We start from the raw sequence: 23,699 nt of genomic DNA, 5'->3' as shown, positions 1-23,699 counted from the left end.
CGGCAAAAGGGCAATCATGAGCGCTGGGCGTGAGGAAGACAGGGCTGAACGCGGTCGAGCCAATCGTGAGGCGTCGGGATGGGCTATCCTGCTTCAGGAAGAGCCTGACGATCAGGCTGTGCGCGCCGAGTTCTCCGCGTGGCTCGACGCAAACCCTGTTCATGGCGCGGCATGGGCCGAGACACAGCGTATCAGTCATGTGATCCGGACCGCGCCGATTGCTTCGCCGAACCGCTGGGATAGGCGGTCGCCTATCATTCTTCCGTTCGTCGGGAAGGGAAGGCGACATGGGGCCGGCATTGCCGCTCTGGCTGCGGCCGCCTGTCTGGCGATTGTCGCCGGCCCCAGCCTGCTCCTCGATCTGCGCGCCGACGTTTCGACCGGGACAGGCGAGATACAGTCGGTCCATCTGGCCGATGGCAGCACCATGCTTGTCGCCCCGCAAAGCGCGGTCGCCTTTGACGTGAGCAAAGGCGGGCAACGTGAAGTCCGCCTTATCAAAGGCAGGGCCTGGTTCGAAGTCGCGCCGGATCCAGATCACCCGTTCCGGGTTGCCGCTGCCGATACGACCACGACGGTTCTCGGTACGGGCTTCGAGGTCAGCCGAATCGACGACCGGCTAGCCTCTGTGGCCGTCAAGCACGGGCATGTCCGCGTCTCGTGCGACGCTCAGCCCCGGTTGACTGAAGGGCTGACGGCGGGCGACACGCTCAGCCTGCGCTGCGATGACGCCAGTGCCGTCCGAAGCAGCATCGATCCCACGCAAATCGCGGCGTGGACCGACAGTCAGATCGTTGCCAGCGACAGGCCGGTCATGGAAGTGATCGACGCGCTGAAGCCCTGGCACAGCGGCGTCATCCTGACCTTTGGCGAGGGCTTTGCCAAACGGCGCGTCACAGGCGTCTACGACGCGCACCATCCTGCCCGCGCCCTACAGGCGCTCGCCAAGGCGCAGGATATCACGGTGCGCAACCTAACCCCGTGGATCACGGTGGTTTCAGCCGAGTAGCCATCGTTTTCGGTGCCGCCTTACTCCGATACTGGAGAATCAACAGGTTAATCGGCCGAGTCAACGATTTAGGCGGCACCGACAATCGTTTGCAATTTTTTTCTGCGGCCCTGCATTTTTTTCCGAAAAACCCCCCGCCTGGATTGTTCTTATAATTAGGGGATTCTGCAACTGCTTCGCAATTGCATGTGATGCCCCGACAAAGAACGAAAGGTGCGTAGGATAGTGTTTCCGGGGATTTTTAGATCAAGTACGAAGAAGCGGGATCGGATTCTTGCGGCATCGCTAATGGCATCGGTTGCGGCCGTGGGTCTTGTGGCGCCCCACGCCGCCCGTGCCCAGACCAGCAGCGCCGCCCGCACCAGTGAGTTCAATATTCCTCCACGCACGCTGAGCGACGCGCTGACCGATTTCGGGCGGCAATCGGGAATGCAGGTCAACGTCAATGCGGACCAGATTCGCGGGCGATCGTCGCCGGGAGTAGCTGGCCGCATGTCGAATGCACAGGCGCTGAGCCACATTCTGACGGGAACGGGCCTCACCTGGCGGCTCGACAATGGGTTTGTCACCCTCACCCCAGCGCCCCGGACCGCGCAAGCCTCCGGTGATGCTCAAGGCAGAGTGGACCTTGGTCCGCTGCGCGTAGATGGAGAGCAGACGGGCAGCCTCGCTGTCGCACAGGAGACCGGCGCCGATCGCGATGCCCGCCGCAAGGATGAAATTTACGATCAGGACATTTCCACGACCTTCGCGAGCCGCGAGGAAGTCGAGCGCTACCGGGGCACCAACACGGCCGACGTGCTCAAGGGCATGGTCAATGTGTTCAGCGGCGACGCTCGCAACGGTGGCGCGCTCGATCCCAGCATTCGCGGCATCCAGGGGCCAGGGCGTGTGCCGGTCATCATCGACGGCAGCGAGCAAGCGCTGACGGTCTGGCGCGGGTATAATGGCGCGGGCAATCGCAGCTATATCGACCCCAGCCTGATTTCTGGCGTACAGGTTCTCAAGGGACCTGTATCCACACGTGGGGTCAACGGCTCGACTGGTGGCGCTGTGGTTGTCAACACGCTCGACGCCGCCGACATATTGAAGCCAGGACAAAGCTTCGGCATCGAACTGAAGCTCGAAGGCGGCAATAATTCCACCAACCCGCGCTGGCCGACACTGCTGACGGGGCAGGATTATCGCGATATTCCTGGCTTCCCGACAGGCTGGCAAGCCAGCTACCCCTATGGAGATCCTTCGCTCCGCGTGAATTTACGCACGGAAGATGACAACGAGGCCTTTTCCGCAGGTGATCGCGCAATCCGGATCGCGGCGGCGGGCCGTGTCGGCGATTTCGAGCTGTTCGGCGCCTATGCCTATCGCGAGCGCGGCAACTATTTTTCAGGCACAACCAAGGCCGATTACTACCAGCAGGAAGGGCTGCCGCTCAACGCCGCCAATTATGTTCGCCTGCTTGGTCTGAACTATGAGCCCGGCAACGAGGTGCCGAATACGTCGAGCGAGCTTGAATCCGTCATGCTCAAGGTGGCGTGGAGCATCACGGACGATCAGACGCTGCAAATCGGCTTCCGCGATACCCGTTCGAGTTTCGGCGAGATCATGCCCTCGCGGATCATGACGACGGGCGATGGGTATACGTTCGGCAACATCCAGTGGCCTGAGAGCAAGGTCCATGTGCAAGCCTATAATGCCGAATATAAGTGGCAGCCGGACAGCCGCTTTATCGATTTCAGGGCAACAGCCTGGCTGACCGATACAGACAGCGATACTTACAGCGCGGGCGGCTTTCCCAATGCCGCTTCGACCGCCAACCCGCTCATCGTCAATACCGCTATCTCTAACGCCCGCAACGACCGCTATGGCTTCAGCGCGAGTAACCAGTTCAATCTATCGTCCACGCTGAGTTTCCTACTCGAAGGTAATTGGCAGCACGAGAAGCTGCGTTCGGACGACGACTATCTGTTCTCGACGCAGGTTGCTGGATGGCGCGCATATCCCAGAGAAGGTCGCCGCGAGGAGTATCGGATAAATCTGAGCGGCGAGTGGAAGCCCGTCAGTTTCCTCAAGCTTAATGCGGGGCTGGCCTATACCGGTTATTGGGCGAAGGATGATTTTCTACCCAAGCTGATCGAGTATAGCGGTGGATCGATCACCCAGTATGTAAACACGAAATACACGACCAGCTATAGAACCACAGAAAATACGATCGAGGCCTACGAAGCTTCTCGCCGCGAGTATCATTCCGGCCGTGGTCTTACCGGTTCAGCACTTGAAACGGCTGTAGCTCGCGAAGTAACCGCCTTCGCCGCCAACCCACGGACTTTCACCTGGACCCATGCGGGTCCCGACTGGGTGCGCGATGAGAACGGGAAGTACCATCGCGCCGACAATATCTGCATCAACGGTTTCCTCGACACTATCGCGAATGTGACTGGATGCAGTCTCAGCGGCGCCGCAGGGAATACACCCGTTTCTGTCACGGAAGCCAAGCGCAAATCCGGGCATGGCTGGGTGCCCAGCGCGTCCGCCACCCTGTATTTGAGCGATAGCAGCCGTGCCTATCTGCGCTATGCCGAAGCCCTACGCTGGCCTAGCCTGTTCGAAAGCACCATCGGCTTTTCCGCTTCGATTAGTCCTCTGTGGGATTTGAAACCCGAACGGATGAAGTCATGGGAAGCGGCTTTCATCCAGGATTTGCGCCCGATTTTAGGCTTGCGTGGCGAAAACCAACATGCCGATCTCAAGCTGACTTGGTATCATAACACCACGCATGATGTGATCGAGCGCACCAGCAACCTGCTGTTTAGCAATATCGACAAGCAGACGATCGCGGGTTTCGAATTGCAGGCGCGCTTCGACAACGGACGCTTCTTCACCGACATCAGCGCCGGTCACATGACCAAGAACGAGGTCTGTGACGAAAGCGTTGCCGCCAGCATCGACTTCTCGCGTGGGTACCGGGTGCCTAACTGCGTCAAATATGGCTTTGTCAGCAGCTTCCTCCTGACGCAGGCGACGCCGGAAACCAGTGTGAATTGGAATGTCGGTGGCCGCTTCTTCGACCGCCGCCTGGAAGTTGGCGGGCGGCTCATCTGGTACAGTGCTTACAGGAATTCCGACCCTATCGCGGAATGGACCACTGGCACGACCTGCGTTGGAGGTTGCGCGCTCAACATTCCCTACACCTGGGGCGAGATCATTACCTTCGACGCCTATGCGCGCTTCCGGATCAACGAGAGGTTCAGCGCGGAGATCGCCGGCACGAACCTTAACGATCGCTATTACATGGACCCCCTCTCACGCTCGATGATGCCCGCTCCGGGACGGACGGTGCGCATGAGCCTTACGGGGAGGTTCTGACCCGAGATTCAGGGCCGCCACTGCATCCACCATCTTCGACAATCGGGATGACGGCGGCGACCCTGGATGAAGGCACCTGAAACGTCAGGTGCTTCACAACGTAGGAGTGAATAAGATGAAGTTCACGCATCTCAAAGCCGTAGTTGGCGCCATGGCGCTGTCCGTCGCCATGGGCGGTGCTGCTCAGGCACAGGTCGTTCTTGCTGATATCACTTCCGGAACGAGCGACGTCGATAACGTCGAAATCGGCGTCAGCAATGTGCCGTTTGGACCTCACACCTCCGGGAAGGTCGGAATTTCCGTGCCTGCTCTGGGGCCGGGCACGTTCTTCGTCGATTTCGAGGGCCTGCAGAATGCCTCAGCGCCGGTGGTCATCACCCCCGGTCTGCCTGGCGTGACCACCGTCAACAACCCCACCGGAACGATCACTGATCACTCTCAATATGGTCGTTTCGACCTGACGCGGGTCGATGGGCAGAACGTCTTCTATGGCGAGTGGAACCAGTCGGATGACGCATCGCTGGGCGATCACACCGTGTACTTCGCCGGCACTGGCGCCACCCTTGCAGCCAATGTTCCTACCAGCGGCACGGCGACCTATAGCGTTCAGGGCCTGAGCGACTACGCTAACAACAGCCAGCTGAACGGGACGTTCACCGCCAACTTCTCCGGAAGCGGCGGCACGCTCACCGGCTCGATCGCCTCGGCCACCTATGCGCTGAACATCGGCACCGCCAATATCAGTGGCAACGGTTTCTCGGGGTCGGGCGCAGTCGCATCCAACCCGAGCACCAGCGCCACGCTGGCCACGAACGGCAATGTCAGCGGCAATTTCTTCGGCTCTGCCGCACAGGCGCTGGCTGGCGTCGCGACCTTTGCCAACAACCAGTATGACGCTGCTTTCGGCGGTTCGCAGTAATCGCGCAGCCATAACGAACGGGGCCATGGCCGCGTTTTCCCGGCCATGGCCTCTCTTTTGCGAAAGCCCTGCGGAAACCGAAGCGACGCATGCCGATCCCGAAGATCATTCTCAAATCTCACCGGCGGCGCCTGGCTGCGATCTTATGTGCCAGCGCCGCATGCCTGCCCTTGCCTGCCTTTGCACAAAGCGCAGGCGACCAGGACACCCGGCTTCGCCTGGATCAGGAAATACAGCGGCAGCAGCGCAAGGCGGAATCGCAGATTCTGAAAGATACGGACGCTCTCGATGGTCCGCCATCTTCGCTGGAGATCGATGGCAAGAGCTACTCGGTCGGCGATAATGCCGATGAGATGGGCCAGGCCCTCTACATCTCGGTCAGGCGGCAGCAATGGGGCGACGTTCGCCGGTTCCTCGCCGCCTATGAGCGCTATCCCGATCGTGATCCGAAGCTCGTACTGTTTGCGAAGGGCGCGCTTGCACGACAGGCTGGTAAGCTGGGCGAAGCCGAGCGGCATTACCGCGAACTGGTGGCACTCAATCCCGAACTCCTGTCCGGACAGCTCGAAATGGCTCGCGTGCTGTTCGAGAACCGCAAGGATCGCGAGGCGCGGGCGGCATTCGAGCAAGTGCGCGCCCAGCTTGTCGCCGAAGGCGGCAAGTCGGCAGGGGTGGTCCGCAGCGTGGACGCCTTCCTTGCTGCCCTAAAGCAACGGCGAGGCTGGCAGGGTACGATCGCCATAGGCCCGGGCTACAGCACCAATCTCAACCAGTCGTCGGCCAGCTATACCTGCCTTCTCGCGACCGATGACGGCACCTGCGTTTTCGACCGCAAGGTGCCCGATCCGATCAAGGCCACCGGAATCAATTTCGAGGGGACGCTGGGCCGCAGTATTCCGCTATCCGGGCATCATGGCTTGCGCGCCAGCGCGCTACTGTTCGGCGACATTTATCCAAGCGAACACGATTTTTCCCAAGCAACCCTTATCACGCGGGTCGGCTATCAATATCAAACCGCCCGCAATAGCTTTTCGCTGTCACCATCCTTCGACATCGGCAGTTTTGGGTCTTCGGTGCTCTACAATGCCTGGGGCGCCAATCTGGACTGGACGCATACCGCCAGACGTAACATCCTGCTTCGGGCGGAGGCAAACTACCGAGACTATCGCTATCGCCAACGCGCTTTCGCCTCACAGGACGGCCCGCAGGCAGACGCAAGCGTGACGGCCTTTTACCTCGCCTCGCCAAGTTTGACCCTGTTTGGCGGACCGGATTTTGTCGCAAAAGACACCCCTGCGGACGTTGATGCCTATCGGCAATGGGGCGGTCGTCTCGGCGTCAGCAAGGCGTTTGGCAAGAACGCGAGCCTGCTCGTGATCGGTTCTTATCGCCACCGCGACAATCGCGCCTATAGCGAGTTGTTCGGAGCCAAGCGGAGCGACGACCAGTTCAACGCCACCGCTATCGCGCGCTTCCCGGCGCTCAAACTCGTCGGGCTTACGCCCGAGGTCGTGGTCCAGCACACGCGCGTCGAGAGCAACATCGACTGGCTCTATTCCTACAATCGCACAATCACAAGCTTGAGGCTCAGCCGTGCCTTCTAGCTCTTCAGGTGCGCTATGTCGCAATCGCGCGGGGGGCCGATGCTCCGACCCTTGCCGTGCGGATGTCTTCACGGATTCGCTGCTGTCGCCGTCATTCCCCCAGGACGGCGATTCGGGCGGAGGGGGCAATGGTCCATCCACGACCATTGCCCCTGAAGTTCCCGCCGTCGTCCACCCGCGCTTTCATTCGACCACCAGCTAGAAGGAATTGCCCATGACCGTGACCACAAGCGAGCGCCCCATCGAGGAGCAAAGCCGCGCCAAACGGCTGAAGGCCCTGACTAGCAGTGTGCATGAGGGAGTCGATCGCTCGATCATGTCGACCGCCTCCTTCTCCAGCATTGATCGCTACAAAGAGTTCCTGGCGATCCAGTATCTCTTCCACCGCGACGTGGCAGCCCTCTATGCGGATGCCCGTCTGCAGGAGGCCTTCCCGGATCTCGTTCAGCGCTGCCGCCTCCCGCTCGTCATGGCCGACATGGACGATCTCGGGGCCGCAGCGCCCGATGGGGGGGCACCTGTATTCCTCGCTGATACTCCGATCGACGTGGGAAGCGCGCTGGGCTGGCTCTATGTCGCCGAAGGCTCCAACATGGGGGCCGCCCTGCTGCGCAAGGAAGCGCAGAAGCTCGGCCTGACCGATGATCTCGGTGCGCGCCATCTCGCCCCGGCGCCCGAAGGCCCAGCGCCTCACTGGCGCGCCTTCGTTGCTGCCCTCGATGCGGTTGCTCTGACCGATGATGAGGAGAAGCGTGCTAAGGAAGGCGCGCTCGAAGCCTTTGCGCGGGTCCAGGCCCATGTCGATGCGCGTCTTGGTTGAAGCATCAGGCAATGATCTCCTCCGGCGCGGGCGAGTGGCCCGCGCCGGGTGGCTCATGCTGGGGATGGCGCTGGTGGTGATCGGCTTCGTCGGTATCTTCGTACCGCTGCTGCCTACCACTGACTTTTTGTTGTTGGCGCTACCCTGCTTCGCGCGGTCCTCGCCGCGGCTCGAAGGCTGGTTGCTGAACCATCCCCGCTATGGCCCGAGCTTGCGTGCATGGCGAACGGAGCGGGCGGTGCCGCGCCATGCCAAGATCGCGGCCTGTTTTGGCATGGCGCTAGGCTATGGTCTGTTCTGGTTTCATCTTCGCCCCGGCCTCCTCCTCACCAGTGCAGTCGCCGCGTTCATGCTGTTCTGGGCGATCTGGATCGTTCGGCGGCCCGAGCCGGGAGTGTCACGATGAAGGCAGGCGGTTATCGCGGAGCGCAGCTTGCCGCTGCGAATGATGAAACCGCCCTCTTTGAGGGGCATGTCGTCTTCCGATCCTATTATCCCAACAGGCCGCCACAGCAGGAAGACATCTTGGCTCCGCCTGTCGCCGATCCGCACGTCGGCGAGGTGTTGCGCGGCCATAGTCGCTATTGCGATCAGCCGATGGACTGGCGAACCCGCATGGCCGGCTTTGGGGGGACGGCATCGATTTTCGGCATAGTGCTGGCGGCCGCCCTGTTGACATGGAAGGTGGTTCATCCCCCGGTTCCTTCTACTTCGCGGCCACTGACGGTCGTGAATCTCGCACCGCTGGCTGCCCCTCGGGAGCCGGTGCGCGAGGTCGCTCCCGGCCCTGAACAGGTGGAGAAGCAGGAAGCGAAACCCGAACCGAAACGGGAAGTGCTGCCGGTTCCCCTCATCCAGCTTCCCACGAGTCCATCGGTCAAGGCGGACATGCAAAAGCCGGTTGAGATTGTCGATCCGGGGCCACCCGTGCCGGAAACCACTGCGCCCAAGAGTATCGCCGCGCCGATAGCCAACCGGCTATCGAGCGAGGCGAAGCCCAATTGGGAGGGGTTGGTGCTTTCCCATCTTGAGCGCTTCCGTCGCTATCCGGCCCGCGCCCGCGCAGCTCGTCAACAAGGCGTCACCACTATTCGCTTCACGATGAACCGTACAGGGATGGTGCTGTCCTCCGTCATCGTGAAGAAATCTGGTTCCTTCGATCTGGATCAGGCCGCGCTCGATACGCTCAAGCGCGCCCAGCCCCTTCCTGCCATTCCCGCAGACAGGCCCGATGTGGTCGAGCTGACCGTCCCGGTGGAGTACAATTTACGATAAACGGCTTTGCCTCCTACGTCCTGCGCCGTCGCTCGCAGCGCGAGCAGAAGGTGATACGCATCATTCGCGGTTGCCTCGTCGATGATGCTGCGCGCGCCGAAGCCGCAGCGGAGATAGTCGCGGTGGGCGGTGACGAAAGGAGTCGGATTGGCATAGCGGCCCTCTGCGCGCTGTTGGCGCGGACGGGCATTGAAGTGCGTCGGCCCGGCAGCGCGTGGCTGTCGATCGACGAGCTACGTTTGCTGGCCTGGCTCGCCTATGCCCCACGCGAAACAGCGATGGACGACTATCTCACCTTTGGACTGACGATCGATGCGGACGCGGCGGCCGAGCTGCGCATCGAATTGGCGACGTGCGGCCGCGAACTGGCCAGGATCGGTTGCCGCCTGCCAGCGCTCGCGTGGACCAACGATTTTGCCCGCCCGCTTTACGCGCGGGGCCGCCGCTGATGAGCACCATTCATGTTCAAGCTCTCAGCGACAAAAAGAACCTGCGAGAATAGCTTGAGTCTGAGCTATTCCCTGTCCGTTTGTACCCCCATCAACGAACCAAAAATCTTCGCAGGCTCGTCGATGCCTACAGTGTTATATGCCACTGGAGAACCGTCACCCAGCTTTGACACCGATGCTCCGACGCGCTTCCGCCCAGACATCGGCAGGTACCACAGGGAGCATTTCAGCGGCAGTCGCAAATACCCCGGCTCCCTTCCATAACTCGCGATTGCCGACCACATACAGACTTCGCTTTGCCCTGGTCGCTGCGACGTTCAGCATGTTGGGCGTCCTGCCTGCCCATTTCCGAGAACCGTTCTTCGCGCCTCGCCCGGCTCCTAACATCAGAATAACGCTTTCGGCTTCCTTACCCTGGAAGGTATGGAGCGTTCCGACATGATGATCGAGCCAAACCTCCGCCCTCCTCCGCGAAAGTTTACTCAAGGCAGCATCTCTACGCGTCAAAAGGGCCTTGAGATTGGCTATCGGCACACGAAACGGACTGATGATATATAGGTCGGGCAAATCCTGATCGTTTCGCAACAGGGAGCGGAGAACGTGATCGATCACTCGTCCTTCTTCCGCAACCCACTTGTCGGCGGACGGCGCATCGATATCGATCCAGGCTGTAGGGCCCAGCATTTCGCGTAGCCGGGAGTCGTCGCTGCGAGTCGCGTGGATCATCCGTTCGCCATAGGCGATGCGATTGGCGATGGCGAACATGGGGTCATCACAGCGCCGATGCACGAGAAGCGGAAAACCCGCCCATCCAGCGCAGGGAACTGCCCCTGAATGGCGCTGACGCGATCCGCCAGCGTCTGCGCCGACTGGCCCGGTGCGCCCCATTCCGTAACCTGGCTCCCGCAATTCTCGAAGATTTGCCGGGTTGTCTCCTTACCCAGGGTAGCCACTGGCGGAATCTGTAGTGGATCGCCAATCACAATCGCGCGGCGAGCACGCCAGATCGCGCCGAGGGCATATTGGGGACAGGCTTGCCCCCCCTCGTCGAGCAGGAACCACCCCACCGATGCCCCTTTGAGAGTGGGAAACATTCGCCCTAACGAAGCGAAGGTAGTCGACACAACGGGAACGAGCAGGAAGAATGCGCCCCAATCACGCGCGGTCGGCGGATCACCTCGGCTGGCCGACATCACCTTGTTCAAAGCCGGTTTGATATGCTTCACACCGGCGATCACAAATGCTCGGTGGAGGCGCACGGCCGCCACGAAAAGGGCATCACGAACGGCGCGGAACTCGCCGCCGTTCCAGGGCGCTGTCTTTTGCAAGACTTCTTCAGACTGCTCCCAGAATCCGGGCTTGGGATAGCAATCTTCCAACTTGCTCTCATCCATCGAAACTTTGGCGGAAAGATCTTCAATTTCGGTGTCCAGATTACGCAATTGGTGCTCTAATTCATCATACCGCGCGGCAAGCATCTTCACCAGGTGCCTCGTTGTATCCCGATCTCGCGCTGCCTCGGCGGCCGCGTTGCGGGTGCGATCGACAGTGCTGACCCGCGCCTCAATCGAACGTTGATATGCCTGCCATTTGTCCGATCCAAAGAGTCGCGCCAGGAAACCTGGCCTCGCACTCTTCAGGGCCGAAAGCGTACCTATTTCTGCCTGGCTGGCGGCTTCCACCACTTTATACTGCTCTTCATCAACGACGAGAGCCCGCTCGGCATCCTCGCGCTCATGAATCGCGTCGCGGATTTTTTCCTGCAGAGCAGGCTTTCCGCTCTCCAGCAAACGCAGCCTGTCCTGTGCGCGTGCCGTTTCGATCAACTCCGAGCGCAAGCGCCTGCACTTCTCCAATGCGATGCGAAATTCTGATCGTGCCTTTCGCCATTCTGCGCGCGCCTGCTCCCTTGTGGGCGGTGGATCGACCTTGCAGAGCCGGCTGGGCTCTTTCCCTTCGAACCGCGACTGATTTGGCGACCACACCCGGTCGAGCCACTCGGATAATCCCCAGTCCTTGTCGAACCAGAAGCGCTGGTGAAACTCGTAACGGTTGTTGGAATTACCAAGCTTCGCCGCCATCACGCCCCACGCCTTTCGGGCTTCGGCTTCATCCTGCGATAAACCCAGAACATGGCTCGCGGTATGCGAGAAATGGGTTAGACGGCCCTCCTTCCAGATACTGGGATCGAGCGCCTTTTCGCGGAGGGGAAGTTCCAGACTGATATTCTCGACGGCAGCATTATTGTTGCTCGCCACTACGATCGCATAGTCCATAAGATCAATGTCGCCGAGCCCATTCCATGGCTTCTCGATCTCGGCCAGGCGTTCGGCTCTGCTGGTGAGGACATGCGCAACGACATCCCGCAACAGGGTCGTTTTGCCCCTCCCTGGAGGACCATTCACGGCGAATAGCCCTTTCTCCGAAAGATCGCGGACGGCGGCGTTGACAGCCCCTTGTTGCAACAGGGTCAGAGAATGGAGCCCTGGGCCGCGCCACCGGGCGAGGGGAAAAAGCGCGGGCTGAAGGAGGTGCGACAACTGTCGCCTGTCACTGAGCGCATCCCAGCTCTCGTCGGGGCGATCGAGACCGAGATAAGCTCTTGTGGCGGCAGGGACGCCCGGCAGGTCCCTTTCAATCGCCATAAGGTCCCTGAGATAGAAAGTGGCGAGGATATCTCCGCTTGGCGGATTTTTCTTTATCGTCCTGATAGCGCAAGGGGTCACGATCCAGAGATCCTCCGGAACGCCCAACTCGGTCCGCAGCTTGCGCGATACGTCGCGCAGATCTTGCCAACTTAGGGGACGCGGGCGACCTTCGGCATCGGTCGGCGAAAGGCGGGCTGTCACCTCGTGCAGCAGTGGTGATTCCTCGCTTTCCCACGCCGAAAGATCGGCAGTAGCGCCATCGGCGCAGAGCTTCCCGATACCCCAGGCAAAGCTTGCAAGCGCCATACTGTCAGGCACGAGGATCCCGAACTCATCTAGAATTAGAGTTGCGGCGAGGACATTCCCCCGCATCTTACGATCCACGGTATCCTCATCAACCTCATCGCCGAAAACACCGTCGAGGAGTTTTATAGCGCCTGCTGTCGGCATCGCCGCAAGGACGATCTTGTACCAGGGACGAGATTTGAGTTGCCGCTTCCGCGCAGGCGTGGCGTCGCCCTCATTAGGCAAAACAGCTTGGCCATCCGGGGAAGCGATCGGGTCTTCCGCTTCGGTTATTTCGGTCTGCACCTCACCAAACCATGGCGCGATATCGTCGTCTTCAGGAGTATCCCAGAGACTTTGCCCGGTCTGCGCCTCAGTTGCCCTGTTACGAATCTGGCCACCTATTGCCTGTGCATAGCCGTTCCAGCCCCCCGCCTCTACAGTCCCGGGCGTGAGAACCTCAACGCCGATCCAGGATCTCAGCGCGTTGCGAACAGTGTCGGGACTGGATGCTTTGCCAGTCATGCAGGGAGGCTATCCTTGCCGCGCTATCCCGGCAACGAACTTGGCCATGTATGACGCGCAATACGCAAAATCTTGTCGGGATTCCAATGTCTTGGGCCTGAATCAGCTGACCTTTTGTGTGCCCTGTACTACAGAAAGCAAGAAATGCGTATCACGAGAAGTACGAGATTAAGGATATGAAAGAAAAAGAAACTCTCTCCGCAGCACCCGTGCGTAGGGTCCATTACAAACGGCCTCGTGCCGTGCGTCCAGCCTTACGCAGCGCGCTCGCGCTGCGCAGCCTCGTGCCGGAAGGCGCGGGGCAACCTTGCTTCAGAAGATTGTTGTTCACCGCTGCAGCGGCACGAGGGACGAAGGCCATTGGTGCGGACTCCCCGCAAGCAAAAAAGGGGCCGGGCGCGAGCCCGACCCCGGAAGTCGTTCGCTATCATTCGCCGGGGCATGGAGGCTCCGGATCGCTGTGGAAGATATTGTAGTGGGCGTTGTAGACGATCTGCGCGGTCTCGTCGGTCCTCCCCTGTGCCTTGAGGATCAGATAGGCATTCGAGGTTGCGGCGATCCAGCCGAGGTTATGGGCCTTGGTCGTCGCCTCATCATATTCAGCGTCGCATTCGCCGGTGATGACAAGGTCGTGGGTCACCGGGTCGGTGTAGCCAGTGTAGCCACCGGCATAGTGGTCCGCCCGTCTGACCTGTTCCTCGATCTGGGCAATGAGCGCGAAACCTCTGATCTGCGCTGCCCGGTAATCGGGGTCATTGGGTCCGACAAAGCGATCGAGATGGGGATCGGTGATCGACATGACAGTCTCCTCGTTCCCTTGCCTGCGCAGGGGAGGAATGATGGGAAGATGATATCTCGGGAGGGCATGGAACTGCGTATCTGAGCCGCCGGTGCCGGTATAAGCGGCGTTCGGCCCTTGCCTCCACGGGTGGCTATGGCAGAATGTACCGTGACGGGCAGGCCATCGGGGAAGGACGATGGACATGCCAAAGATGACGGAAAGGGATCGGCTCGCCGATCTGGAAGCGCGTCAGCGCAAGATGAATGATGAACTGGAAAGCGCGCGCCGTGCCCTGCGCGGCAAATATGCCGCAATGATCGCGGAGATGCCGGTGGAAAAACTCACGGAAAAGGAGTTCCGCGAGCTTCTCACACAGGCGATCAGGGTCGGTGGCAGTGCGGCGCTGACGGCGGTTAAAGGACTGCCAGCGGCGATCTGATCACGCCGCTGGTCATCACAGGTTCCGGCAGGGATACGCATCGAGAAAGCTGTCCCTGTCGAAATCCGATCTCAGGGTGATGAACCGCGCTTCGGGCCCGAACCAGATCATGATGAAGCGCCGCTGCGCCGCCAACCGGTGGATATTCGCAAGGCTCCCCCGGCTTCGACCGTCCCAGATCACGAGACCGCTGAAGGCATCGCGCGCCATCGCCGCATCCTTCGGGACATGGTAGGCGGCGGTGCCCTTTCGCCCGGAAGAAGGAATGTTCCGGACAGGCCAATCGCTCAGATTGTTACGTGGTCCCTCGCCGGAGCAGTAGACCGTGACGGCAGCGATATCCCGGTCGGCAAGATGGCGCTGGACCAACCGATCCACGCCGCGCGCGTCCCCGATCAGGATGGGAAGAGCGCGCTCGATGATGCCGCCGATGCGTTCGATGACAGGTTCGGGAAGCGCGGTAATGGACAGCGATCCGGAAATGAAGACGGCCGAACCGGAGAGGTGTGATGGGGTATGCTCGGACATGGCTTTAATCTCCTCGAATGAGCCACTCCTCTCTGCCCTCCTCTCCTCTAATGGCAGGACGCGGGCCTCGCCACCTCAGCCAACCCCGCCCAGACCGCACCCGAAGGGTGTCCCTGCGGCGAGCACGGCGGAGCCGCGCGCAGACGGCCGGGACCGCCCTGGCGGTTCCGCATCGCGCCCGCGACGGGCCCGCTTGCGGGTCCCTGAGCGGGAGCGAATGTGACGCTTGATAAAAGAAATGAGGACCGGCCCGGCGAACCGGACCGATCCTCAGGCGGAACCTCACTGCGCCTCCCATCCCTGATCGCTGAGCCTGACGAACCGCGCCGGGATACGCTTCTCCTTCACGAGGCGCGCGAGGTGAGACTGCAGTCCCGACCCTTCGCAGACCAGCGCCTCGACGGGCCGCAGTCCGACCATCTGCTCGTTGCGCACGAACCCTGCCCTCTTCCCCAGCTTGGCGCTGAGGCGGAACGTGATGAGCTTCACCTTACGCGAGGCTGCCCACGCTGCGGCCATAGCGTCGCACCCCTTATCCTGTGCGGTGGTCGCCAGCAGCATCATCGGATTTCGCGCTTTCGTTTCGTCGAGCTTCCCCCAGATGAGGCGCTCGTCGAACCAGCAGTCCGCGCCGCCTGAGAAGATCACGACGGACCCTTCCGGGTAGTGCGCTTCGTTCTTGCGGAGGCGGCGGGCGGCGAGGAAATCGGTGGCGGCGATCACCGAGGCGGTGCGCTTGCTCGATATCAGCGACCCCTTCGGAGCGGACCACGGGCGGCCGGTTTCGGTGTGGAAGACGTCGGCGGCGTAGTCGCGCATGCACCGCAGGGCGTCGGTGGCTTCATCGAGGAATTCGAGGTTATCGCGCGCCTGCTCAAGTTCGACGCCGTGGATTTCGCTGCCATCGGCGCACCGCAGCAGGTCCTGAACATCGCGCGTCGCCTTGTCGGCTTGGCCCGCCCACTGGTCGGCTACGTGATGGAAACTGTTGACGATGCCCCATGCGAGGCGCTCCGCGGCTGGCTGCAGCCGGGTGTCCCGAAGCACGTCGAAGAGTGTCGTGACAATGAGTTCCACGGCAAGCTGCGCATCCCGCGGATCGGGCATGTCGGTCGCCATCTCCTCTTCACCGCGCCCGATGCGGATCCCCTCGAGATTGGAGGCGAAGGCGGCGTGGAAATCGTCGGTGGTGGCTGCTGTCTCCTGCGCGATGAATTCGGCGATGTCGGAGAATGGGCGGATGCTGCGGTTGATATTCGTCATTGGAACCTCCTGCTGAAACGAAAGAGGTTCCCCATTGGGCACGGGCTCCGAGCGGCGGGGTCAAGGATCGCGAAGCGACCGGCGCAGCCGGCGATGGGGGTCACGATTTTTTTGGGCGGCCACTTACACTGCAGGCCAGGCGCGACGCCCGACCCGCCCAAAAAAATGGTGGGGCCCCGTCGTCCTTGAGGCCGACGCGGTCCCGTGCCACCATAGGAATTCTTGAGAGAGAGAAGAGGCTTTGCGAATCTGGGGCTCGATGCCCCTGATTCGCAAATGGTTGCCTCCGAGCGCTGCCCTCAATGTCCATGGACGGTGAGGGCCGGGGTCAAGGACCGCAGATGCGGTCGCGAAGCGGCGGTGGGGGCAACGATTTTGCGGAGCAAAATGGTGGGGCCCCGCCGTCCTTGACGCCAACCGACGCCTCCATGACGATCATGGGAATGGGAGGGCATTGCGAGCCTGCTCGCGATGCCCGCACGTCGTTCCGCCTGATCGGGGGCGCGTCCTGCTCAGGGCGCTGGCGGAACATAGGCGGCGAAGGGATTGCCGTCATGCAAGTGCCCGAACGGCGTGAACAGATATTCCTCCCCGCTCCGGCCGACGGCGCAGACCACATAGCGGGGCTCACCGGAAACCGCATCGAGGCATTCCATCAAAGCGAGATTGCCGTCCATGGCGGCATCCAGCAAAGTTTGAAAATTGGCTCGGTGATGATCGGGTATCGCCATCATGCGCTCCCATAAAAAACGGGGACAGCGCGAAGCGCCGTCCCCGACAGGATGAAAGAAGTTCGCGGAAGTTATGCCGCCCGACGCAGCCGCCCCCGCTCCGGCGGAGCGACCTTCTCGGCCGGAACCTGATCCACCTTGCGGAAGGCATGGATAGGGACACCTGCCTTGCGCAGGGCCTGATAAAGATTGGCCTGAATGCCTGACCCCTCCCCCAGCAAGGCTTCGACGGGTTTGAGATCGACCAGCTTGCGGTTGCGCGCGAAGGGCGCACCGCGTCCCGAGCCTGTCAACGAGTAGGTCACGAGCTGGACCTCGCGGTTCCCCGCCCATGAAGCCACGATCGCATCGAAGCCCTTGCGCTGCGCTGTCGTCACCAGCGTCATGTGCGGGATGCGCTCGAGGATGGAATCGAGCCGGTCCCAGAGAAGTTGCCAATCATGCCATTCGGCATGACCCGAGGCGACGACGATCGGACCACGCGGGCGGTAACGCTCGCGGTCGGCCAGTTCCCGGGCGCGCAGGAAGTCCTGTATCGACACCTGCGTGGCGGTGGCAGCCTTCGAGACACGCGAGCCGCGCGCGGGCGACCAAGGGCGGCCCGAGAGCACGCGGAAGGTTTCGGCGGCATAGTCGCGCATGCACTCGACCGCCTCGCGCTGTTCGGACAGTGACTGGCACAGGAGCTGCTTCTCCTCCAGTTCGGTGTTGAACACTTCGGAGATATCGTTCCGCCGCATCATGTCGCGCAGCTCGTCGACCAGTGCGTCCTCCTGTTTTTCCAGCTTGCCAGCGACGAAATGGAAGCTGTTGACGGTGCCCCACGCGATTTCGGGCGCGAGCGCATCGAGCCTTGTATCGGTCAGCAGGTCGAAGATCGTGGCGATGATCCCCGCGCAATCGGCCTGCGCGTGCAACGGATCGGGCATGTCATGCTCGCCCGGTTCGTCGCCCGGCTGGATGATCGAAAGCGGGATAGGATCGCCAAAGGCGCGCTGGAATTCCGGCGTTGCCGTCATCTCGGCGAACAATGCCGGCAGGTCTGCGAAGCGACTGATGCTGCGCGAACGGTCTTGGGTCATGGGACTTCTCCTGCATGATGGAAAAGAAAAGGGACGAGACGCGATGGCGTCCCGCCCCCATGGTGTCGGATCAGTGCATGCTCGCCCGGATGCCGGCGAAGGCAGCGGAGCGCGTCAGGACGGCCCCGACGATTTCAGCGGCATGCGGGGCAAAGGGCGTGCCCTCGAGCAGGTCGTAAATGGCAGCGATGATCTCGCCGCAGGTGATCCCGGCCGGGATTTCCGGAATATGGGCCGCAGGAAACGGCGGCGAAAGCATATCCCGGATGGCGGGACTGGCCATGATCGCTGCGCAGAGCGCGGAGAGATCGGCCAGCGGGGCGAGGTCGTGCAACGAAGGGAGCGGCATGGGCTGCCTCCTCAGGCAAGAGAAAAGAAAAGGGCCGGGGAAGCCTGACGCCTCCCCGGCCCGGAACCTGTTCCGATCAACCGGCGATCAGAACGGGTCCTCCTCGCCGAACGGCGCACCCGCGCCGGTCAGTTCGCCATTGGCACCGGCGGTGCTGCCGCCGAAGCCATCCTGATCGCGCGGTCCGCGATCGTCATAGTTCGTGCGGCTCACGCCCATGCCACCGCCGAAGTCGGAACGCATGGTGTCGCGCCGCCACGCGACCATGTAGCCCCCGTGATCGGCCGGGAAGAGCGCGATCGGCATCGGTTCGGGCAGGCTGGGATCGTCGATATTCCCGGCGAGGAACACTTCGCCGGTGCGCTTCGAGACGGCTTCCCACAGCGCGCCGATCTGGACCCAGCGGCGTGCGACGTTCAGGGCGAGGATCTCGTAGGCCGGAGCCTTCTCGTTCTCGCTCATCACCTTGCGCAGCCCGATGCGGGGCAGGTCGATCGTGCGGGTGGCGATCGAGCCCGTCAGGCGGTTGTTCACATTGAAGATTTCACCGATGTTCATCGTCTTGACCTTTCGAATGTCGCTCGAAGACCATTCTCCGGCGACACCCTCCCCGGTCCTTCTCTCCTCTCTGTCCCGCCCTCTCCCCGCGCGCCGCCCGCCCGTGGGACAGCGCTCCGCATGCCTCCCGCGCGACGCCTCCCCGCCTGCCCCACGCGCAACGCCGCGGCCCGCCCACAACTCTGCGCGACCACCGCGGCATGGCGCGGAGCCGGGGTGGAAGATGCGGGGCCGAAGAGGGGTTGGGGAGCGAGGCTGGAGGCGCGGCGGTAGCCGCGCTGGCGCTACGCCGGCGGGAGTAGCGGTAGCGGCGGGGGCGACATGATCAGGCGGTTCCTGCAGGCAGACCGAACGGGTCCATGCTGGGCGGCACCGGCCGGTGCGTTTCCGGTAGCGGGAACCATCAGGGGATGGTGGCGGGCCGCACGGCGGGATCGCCGAACACTTCGTCCCTATCGGGGATAGCTTATGGCACGCACAGCAAAGCGCATGGATCGCGATTGACTACGAAGCGGCGGACGACGCCTTTGTGCTGACTGCACTGATCGTTTCAGCCAACGTCCGTGATGGGTGCCAAGGCCGCCGGCACCGGATATGTCCCATGCCGCGCTGGAGCCAGGGATCAAGCCGTCCGGGGGAGGTCATCCGGATCATTGGCGGGCGGGGGAGTACAGGCTCGACCGGCATTGAAACGCTCGATCCATGTGCTGATATGGGATCGTTGCTCGATCGGAACAGCAGCGGCCGCACGCTGGAATTCAAGAAGATCGAGAGGCGCGTTGGCGATGATCTCGTCGATCTCGCCGGGATCGAGTAACCCTTCGGCACGGATGAACGCTGTCATCGAACCGGGACGTTTTTTCGTCGATTTGCGCCATAGACCTTCAACGGTTCGAAGCCTCGGCGCGGCGCGCGCTTCAAGCAGGACGATGAGCCGCAATTCCTCGCGAGGCAGTGCGCGGACCTCCGAAATCTGCATTGCCGTGCAGAAGAAACATGAACTTTTACAAAAGCTTGGCAAGCCAGCATCTGCGATGATGTGTTCACAATCCTCGCGCGTGAGACCCCATTCCCGAAGGGGGTACCTGTACTCAAAAAGATCTGAAACATGCCCTTCGCGATGAGCATAACGCTGGTTGTCCCGGGCGGAGCAGTCGTAGCCGATCAGGCGGATAACCTTGCGTCCATTCGCCCAGGCGTGCTGGGCGGAAGGCCATGCCTTGACCCACTTATCCTGCGGCGAAATTTTATGCCGGGCCGAACAGCTGTGCTGCCCGAAGGCAATTGACGGCAATGTGCCGTTCGTCAGGCACGCATCGAGCAGCGAGGTGTAGGGTGGCCAATGCTTGAAGAACCGGGCCTGATATTCGACGATCTCGTTGGGAACGCCATGATCGTCCATCCACTGGCGGAAGACAGGGATAAGCCGCCTCGTGTGTGGCTGCTCGGGCATGGCTGCCAACAACGTCATGTCCGGGATTTCGCCGCGGCGGACCAACTCGATGATCATCGCGGTCGAATTGGTGCCCGCACCCCATGCCGCGACGACGGGCGCACGACTGCCCGCGCTCATGCGACCATCGCCAGCCAGCGGTCCGGCCAGGCCGGCGGCCTCGTCGTCACCCGATAGGCCTGGAGGGGAAGGATCCCGCGTACGACATAATGCGGGACGCCTTTGTCACGTCGAAGGATAAGGGCGATTTTGTACGCATTATCGAAAGAGGAGAGTTTCTGCCTCAGTGGCGAGAAACCGTTGCTTTGGTCTGGCGGGGACATGGAGCCTCCAGTGGGAAGAGCGGAAAGTCAGGCCGCGATCGACAGATCGGCGGCAGCGGCAGCCGTGTTTCGAGCGGTACGGGATCGTGCGTCGACGGGGATTGGCGACATAGTCGCGTAGATCACCAGCCTGATCGGCTCGGAGAGCCTAAAACGCGATCTCTTGGGGATCGTGCGGGCTTCGTCGCTCAGTCCGAATTGCGCAGGATGCCGGGCGACGGGCTTCGGGCATAATGGACGCCCGCTACGCCGTAGGTCCGCTCGAAACTCTCGGCCGTTTCGCCACGGGCACAATAGTCGATGCAATCCTCGCAAAGGCCATAGCCGGTATCGCGATTCCAGTGCTGCTCGAAATGGCCGGCATATTGACCGCAACAGCAACAGGTTTTCCAGGCAGATGGCATGGTGTCCTCCATCCGGTTGACGGTGGGTGTCGAGGATCAGGGTTGTGAGCAGGAGTGCGGAGTGCCGCTATTGCTCTCCTGAACTTGCGTTTGCGCCAGTCGCCATTCGGCCATGGCGGCGTCGTCGCGCTTCTGGAAGGTTGGGCGTTCCTCGAAGGGGCGCGGATCGCAAACGATGCGCCATTTGCCGTCGGGATAGTTTCGGGAGACACAACCGATCGCACCATTTGGGTAGCGGACGCCGTGAACATACCAGCCGCCATGTCTCCAGCGGGAATAGGTAAATTCGGGCCTTGTGGATGGTGACGCGGAAGGGCCGCGATGATCAGACGATGACATGATGATCTCCGTGCTGGAACAGGATCAGGCAGCGAGCGGAAGGTCGACATCGACCACCTCCGCAGGATCGAGCGCGAGCAGGCTCTCAAGCGTGACAGGCGTGCGATTTGCCCGCCGGATCTTCGGGCCTCGGACAGGTCTGGCAGGATCGTTGAATCGACAGCCGATACGCGCGGCATGTTTACCGATGACGGCGGGATCGCGGCCCAGCGCCTGGGCGGCATCGACCATCGAGACGCCATATGTCCAGGCATTGCGGATCGCCCTGTCCTCGTCGGCGCTGAACGCACGCATGAAACCATGGGTAAGACCCATCCGGTTGGCATGGTAGAGAACGGCGCGCACCCCGCGGCCAATCTGGTCGGCGATCTGCCGTGTCGGAATTTTGCCATAGTCCGCCCGCAATCGGGCTTCTTCTTCGGCCGTCCAGACGGGCCCCTGCCGAAAGCCGTCGCGATGGATATGAGTGCCGCGCAAGCCCAGCGCCTCGACCCGCCATCGGATCGAGTGCGGCGTGCGCTCAAGACGTTCGCGCAGCGGCGTCAGGCTCGCGCCGGTCGTATAGGCATGTCGCAGCAGATCGTCTTCCTCAGCAATCCATGGACGTCCCCAGCCCCGACCATAGCCCAGTTTGCGCAGGCGTTGCCCGAGGCTGCGACCGTTGCGGGTCGGAAAGCCTTCGGCCGTCAGAACCTGAGCAATGGCGACATAGCGTGCGCCGGTTGACGCAAGTTCGAGCGCACGGGTCATTTCCGCGTCGCTCCAGTCGTCGGGCTGGCAGGCGTGGCGCAGGCCCAATGTCGATGCGCGGGCAATGATGCCAGTGAACGGGCGGCCGATCAGGCTCGCGATCTGGGCGACGGGAACGCCTTTCTCGTAGCCGGCGCGAAGTTGCGCATCTTCCCATCCGCTATAGGGTGGCGATCCGGGCTCGGACAGGTCCAGCAGCCGTGCGCGGGCATAGAGCGCACTTACACCACGGCCAAGCCGGGCAGCCAGCGTTGCCGTCGGTTCGTGCGCATAGCAGCGTGCCATTTCCTCGTCGTCCCATTCGGTCCAAGACCGCCGCGAGTTACGCCGAAGGCCAAGATCATGGATACGCGTGGCGACGCCCGCCCGAGGCCTGCCAAGCATGGCCGCTATCTCATCGATCGTGCGATCGTCGGCGAATGCGGCGCGCAGACGCTCCGTCTCATCGGGGAGCCAAGCGTCCGCGCGGAAAGCCAGCTCTGCAAGCGGCGCGGTCGGAACAGCTTCCGCTTCGGGGACGAAGGGGGTCAGTTCGACGATATCGGCGTCGAGATCGAAGCTTTTATGGGTCATGATGCGCTTCCTTCAGACCAGACCGACGACGGGTGTATCGACGACGCGCAGACGCAACCGGGCCGACAGACGCGCAATACGCGTATCCCCGCGCGGCATCGTATCGGACGCGCCGATGGCAGCGAGCAGATCCAGTCCTGCGTCGACATCATTGGCGGCAAGCGCAAGATGGCGCGCAAGATCGTCGGACGTAGTGGCATTAGGTGCAATGTTGCCCAGGGCACCGACAATGCGTGCGGCGGCGGCAGCGGCAGGGTCGAGCAGGAAGGCGTCGAGCGCGCGCTGTCCCCGCATGGCAGCATGGGTGGTCCTGACCGGCGCGACCTCGCGCAAGTTATCAAGGTCGAGCAAAGTGCGGCTCTCGTCCGGGCCGAGGTCGGCAGCGGCCACAAGGTCAGGCGTGCGGCCGATATGTGGCGTGATCGTCGGATCGATCTTCGCGAGCACGGGCGTGGCGGACAGCGCAGGACCGAAGGCGAAGAACTCGCCGGGTGGAAGCAGGCGCAATAGCGCCGCCTGATCGCTGCCGAACCCGAGCAGGTCCGCGGCGCGCGCCACATCTCGGTCGAAGACGTTGAGGCCGATCAGATGATTATGCAGTTCCGAGACCACCGAACTGGCGAGTTTGGCGAGGCGCTGCGTAGCGATGATTGTGCCGATGCCGCGTTTGCGCCCCCGGGCGCACATGTCGGTCAGCGTGGCAACGCCCAGGCGGCGGGTTTCCGCATCACGGGCGGACGCTGCCATATGCGGTGCCAGCAGATGCGCTTCGTCGATGCATACCAGCACCGTGTGCGCCCAATGTTCGCGTTGGGCTGACAGAAGCCCGGCGAAAAAGGCGGCCGCCTTCTCGATGCGGTGATCGGGTTCGAGATCGGTGAGATCGAGGTGCAACGCGATCCGGTGCTGGCGCGTGCGCAGCGCGAGTGCGGTGAGACCGTCATTGGCATAGTCGCGCGCGACCACGGTGGTAGCGCCGATATGCGCGGCGAGATTGGCGAACTCTCCCTCCGGGTCCACGATGATGGTCGTGAGATAGTCGAAGGCCTCCTCGATGATCCGGCGCAGCGTCTGGCTCTTGCCCGCGCCCGATGATCCCTGGATCAGGCAGCGGCCCGACATCAGCTTGCCGAGATCCAGTTCGAGGGAACCGGTCGAGCAATGGCCGAGGGGGACGCGGGCGTCGCGGGTGAAATTGCTGATGGGAATGTTCATCGGACATACTC

The 23,699-nt window shown here is 62.0% G+C and carries 23 protein-coding genes; 9 read left to right on the top strand and 14 right to left on the bottom strand.

The window, feature by feature from the left end; translation table 11 throughout:
- Positions 1-16 precede the first annotated feature (16 nt).
- From JQK15_RS20650 to JQK15_RS20615, 8 genes are all read left to right on the top strand, one after another.
- Positions 17-1,009 (top strand): FecR family protein, encoded by a 993-nt coding sequence (locus JQK15_RS20650; protein WP_214867400.1) that lies wholly within the window; start codon positions 17-19, stop codon positions 1,007-1,009.
- A gap of 288 nt (positions 1,010-1,297) precedes the next feature.
- Positions 1,298-4,375, top strand: a complete 3,078-nt coding sequence (locus JQK15_RS20645; RefSeq protein ID WP_251007909.1) for a TonB-dependent receptor — start codon at positions 1,298-1,300, stop codon at positions 4,373-4,375.
- Between the two features lie 115 nt (positions 4,376-4,490).
- Positions 4,491-5,294: a Slam-dependent surface lipoprotein gene (locus JQK15_RS20640; protein WP_251007908.1), complete on the top strand. Its 804-nt coding sequence runs from the start codon at positions 4,491-4,493 to the stop codon at positions 5,292-5,294.
- A gap of 89 nt (positions 5,295-5,383) precedes the next feature.
- Entirely contained in the window at positions 5,384-6,898 is a 1,515-nt protein-coding gene (locus JQK15_RS20635; RefSeq protein ID WP_214867398.1) for a surface lipoprotein assembly modifier, read from the top strand.
- A 214-nt stretch (positions 6,899-7,112) separates the two neighbouring features.
- Complete coding sequence (locus JQK15_RS20630; RefSeq protein ID WP_214867397.1) at positions 7,113-7,718, top strand: biliverdin-producing heme oxygenase; 606 nt, start codon at positions 7,113-7,115, stop codon at positions 7,716-7,718.
- Positions 7,696-8,124 (top strand): YbaN family protein, encoded by a 429-nt coding sequence (locus JQK15_RS20625; protein WP_502956848.1) that lies wholly within the window; start codon positions 7,696-7,698, stop codon positions 8,122-8,124. The genes JQK15_RS20630 and JQK15_RS20625 overlap by 23 nt, the downstream gene beginning before the upstream one ends.
- The gene (locus tag JQK15_RS20620; RefSeq protein WP_251007907.1) at positions 8,121-8,993 is read left to right on the top strand and encodes an energy transducer TonB family protein; all 873 of its coding nucleotides are present in this window, start codon (positions 8,121-8,123) and stop codon (positions 8,991-8,993) included. The genes JQK15_RS20625 and JQK15_RS20620 overlap by 4 nt, the downstream gene beginning before the upstream one ends.
- A 50-nt stretch (positions 8,994-9,043) precedes the next feature.
- Positions 9,044-9,442, top strand: a complete 399-nt coding sequence (locus JQK15_RS20615; protein ID WP_214867395.1) for a hypothetical protein — start codon at positions 9,044-9,046, stop codon at positions 9,440-9,442.
- Between the two features lie 156 nt (positions 9,443-9,598).
- On the opposite strand, the gene JQK15_RS20610 is transcribed toward JQK15_RS20615, so the two are convergent.
- The 3 genes from JQK15_RS20610 to JQK15_RS20600 form a co-directional block, all read right to left on the bottom strand.
- Complete coding sequence (locus JQK15_RS20610) at positions 9,599-10,207, bottom strand: AAA domain-containing protein (protein WP_214867393.1); 609 nt, start codon at positions 10,205-10,207, stop codon at positions 9,599-9,601.
- A complete protein-coding gene (locus JQK15_RS20605; protein ID WP_214867391.1) occupies positions 10,165-12,900 on the bottom strand; it encodes a hypothetical protein in 2,736 nt (911 codons plus the stop codon). Before JQK15_RS20605 ends, JQK15_RS20610 begins: the two co-directional genes overlap by 43 nt.
- Before the next feature lie 427 nt (positions 12,901-13,327).
- Positions 13,328-13,699: a hypothetical protein gene (locus JQK15_RS20600; protein ID WP_021228391.1), complete on the bottom strand. Its 372-nt coding sequence runs from the start codon at positions 13,697-13,699 to the stop codon at positions 13,328-13,330.
- Between the two features lie 178 nt (positions 13,700-13,877).
- On the opposite strand from JQK15_RS20600, the gene JQK15_RS20595 reads away from it, so the two are divergent.
- On the top strand, positions 13,878-14,120 hold the full coding sequence (locus JQK15_RS20595) for a hypothetical protein (RefSeq protein ID WP_251007906.1): 243 nt from the start codon (positions 13,878-13,880) through the stop codon (positions 14,118-14,120).
- Between the two features lie 15 nt (positions 14,121-14,135).
- Here JQK15_RS20595 and JQK15_RS20590 read toward each other — a convergent pair whose 3' ends face one another.
- The 11 genes from JQK15_RS20590 to JQK15_RS20540 form a co-directional block, all read right to left on the bottom strand.
- Positions 14,136-14,648 carry a hypothetical protein gene (locus tag JQK15_RS20590; RefSeq protein WP_214867389.1) on the bottom strand — a complete coding sequence of 171 codons (513 nt, stop codon included), beginning with the start codon at positions 14,646-14,648 and terminating at the stop codon, positions 14,136-14,138.
- Between the two features lie 282 nt (positions 14,649-14,930).
- Positions 14,931-15,911 (bottom strand): SLOG family protein, encoded by a 981-nt coding sequence (locus JQK15_RS20585; protein ID WP_214867387.1) that lies wholly within the window; start codon positions 15,909-15,911, stop codon positions 14,931-14,933.
- A 512-nt stretch (positions 15,912-16,423) separates the two neighbouring features.
- Entirely contained in the window at positions 16,424-16,645 is a 222-nt protein-coding gene (locus JQK15_RS20580; RefSeq protein WP_353047238.1) for a DUF6117 family protein, read from the bottom strand.
- A 68-nt stretch (positions 16,646-16,713) separates the two neighbouring features.
- On the bottom strand, positions 16,714-17,724 hold the full coding sequence (locus JQK15_RS20575; protein ID WP_214867385.1) for a DUF2493 domain-containing protein: 1,011 nt from the start codon (positions 17,722-17,724) through the stop codon (positions 16,714-16,716).
- Between the two features lie 70 nt (positions 17,725-17,794).
- Positions 17,795-18,058 (bottom strand): hypothetical protein, encoded by a 264-nt coding sequence (locus JQK15_RS20570; RefSeq protein WP_251007905.1) that lies wholly within the window; start codon positions 18,056-18,058, stop codon positions 17,795-17,797.
- Between the two features lie 102 nt (positions 18,059-18,160).
- Complete coding sequence (locus tag JQK15_RS20565) at positions 18,161-18,631, bottom strand: DUF736 domain-containing protein (RefSeq protein ID WP_214867381.1); 471 nt, start codon at positions 18,629-18,631, stop codon at positions 18,161-18,163.
- A gap of 622 nt (positions 18,632-19,253) precedes the next feature.
- The gene (locus JQK15_RS20560; protein ID WP_214867379.1) at positions 19,254-20,204 is read right to left on the bottom strand and encodes a hypothetical protein; all 951 of its coding nucleotides are present in this window, start codon (positions 20,202-20,204) and stop codon (positions 19,254-19,256) included.
- Positions 20,205-20,595: 391 nt separating this feature from the next.
- Positions 20,596-20,811, bottom strand: coding sequence for a hypothetical protein (locus JQK15_RS20555; RefSeq protein WP_214867378.1), 216 nt, complete (start codon positions 20,809-20,811; stop codon positions 20,596-20,598).
- Between the two features lie 36 nt (positions 20,812-20,847).
- Positions 20,848-21,150 carry a hypothetical protein gene (locus JQK15_RS20550; RefSeq protein ID WP_214867376.1) on the bottom strand — a complete coding sequence of 101 codons (303 nt, stop codon included), beginning with the start codon at positions 21,148-21,150 and terminating at the stop codon, positions 20,848-20,850.
- Positions 21,151-21,174: 24 nt separating this feature from the next.
- Positions 21,175-22,473, bottom strand: coding sequence for a hypothetical protein (locus JQK15_RS20545; RefSeq protein ID WP_214867374.1), 1,299 nt, complete (start codon positions 22,471-22,473; stop codon positions 21,175-21,177).
- A gap of 12 nt (positions 22,474-22,485) precedes the next feature.
- Entirely contained in the window at positions 22,486-23,688 is a 1,203-nt protein-coding gene (locus JQK15_RS20540) for an ATP-binding protein (protein ID WP_214867372.1), read from the bottom strand.
- Positions 23,689-23,699 lie beyond the last annotated feature (11 nt).

The sequence above is a fragment of the Sphingobium sp. BHU LFT2 genome, from assembly GCF_018604485.1.
Classification (GTDB): domain Bacteria; phylum Pseudomonadota; class Alphaproteobacteria; order Sphingomonadales; family Sphingomonadaceae; genus Sphingobium; species Sphingobium yanoikuyae_A.
Note: the sequence above shows the minus strand (reverse complement) of the source record. Positions and strands in the feature narration are given on the sequence as shown.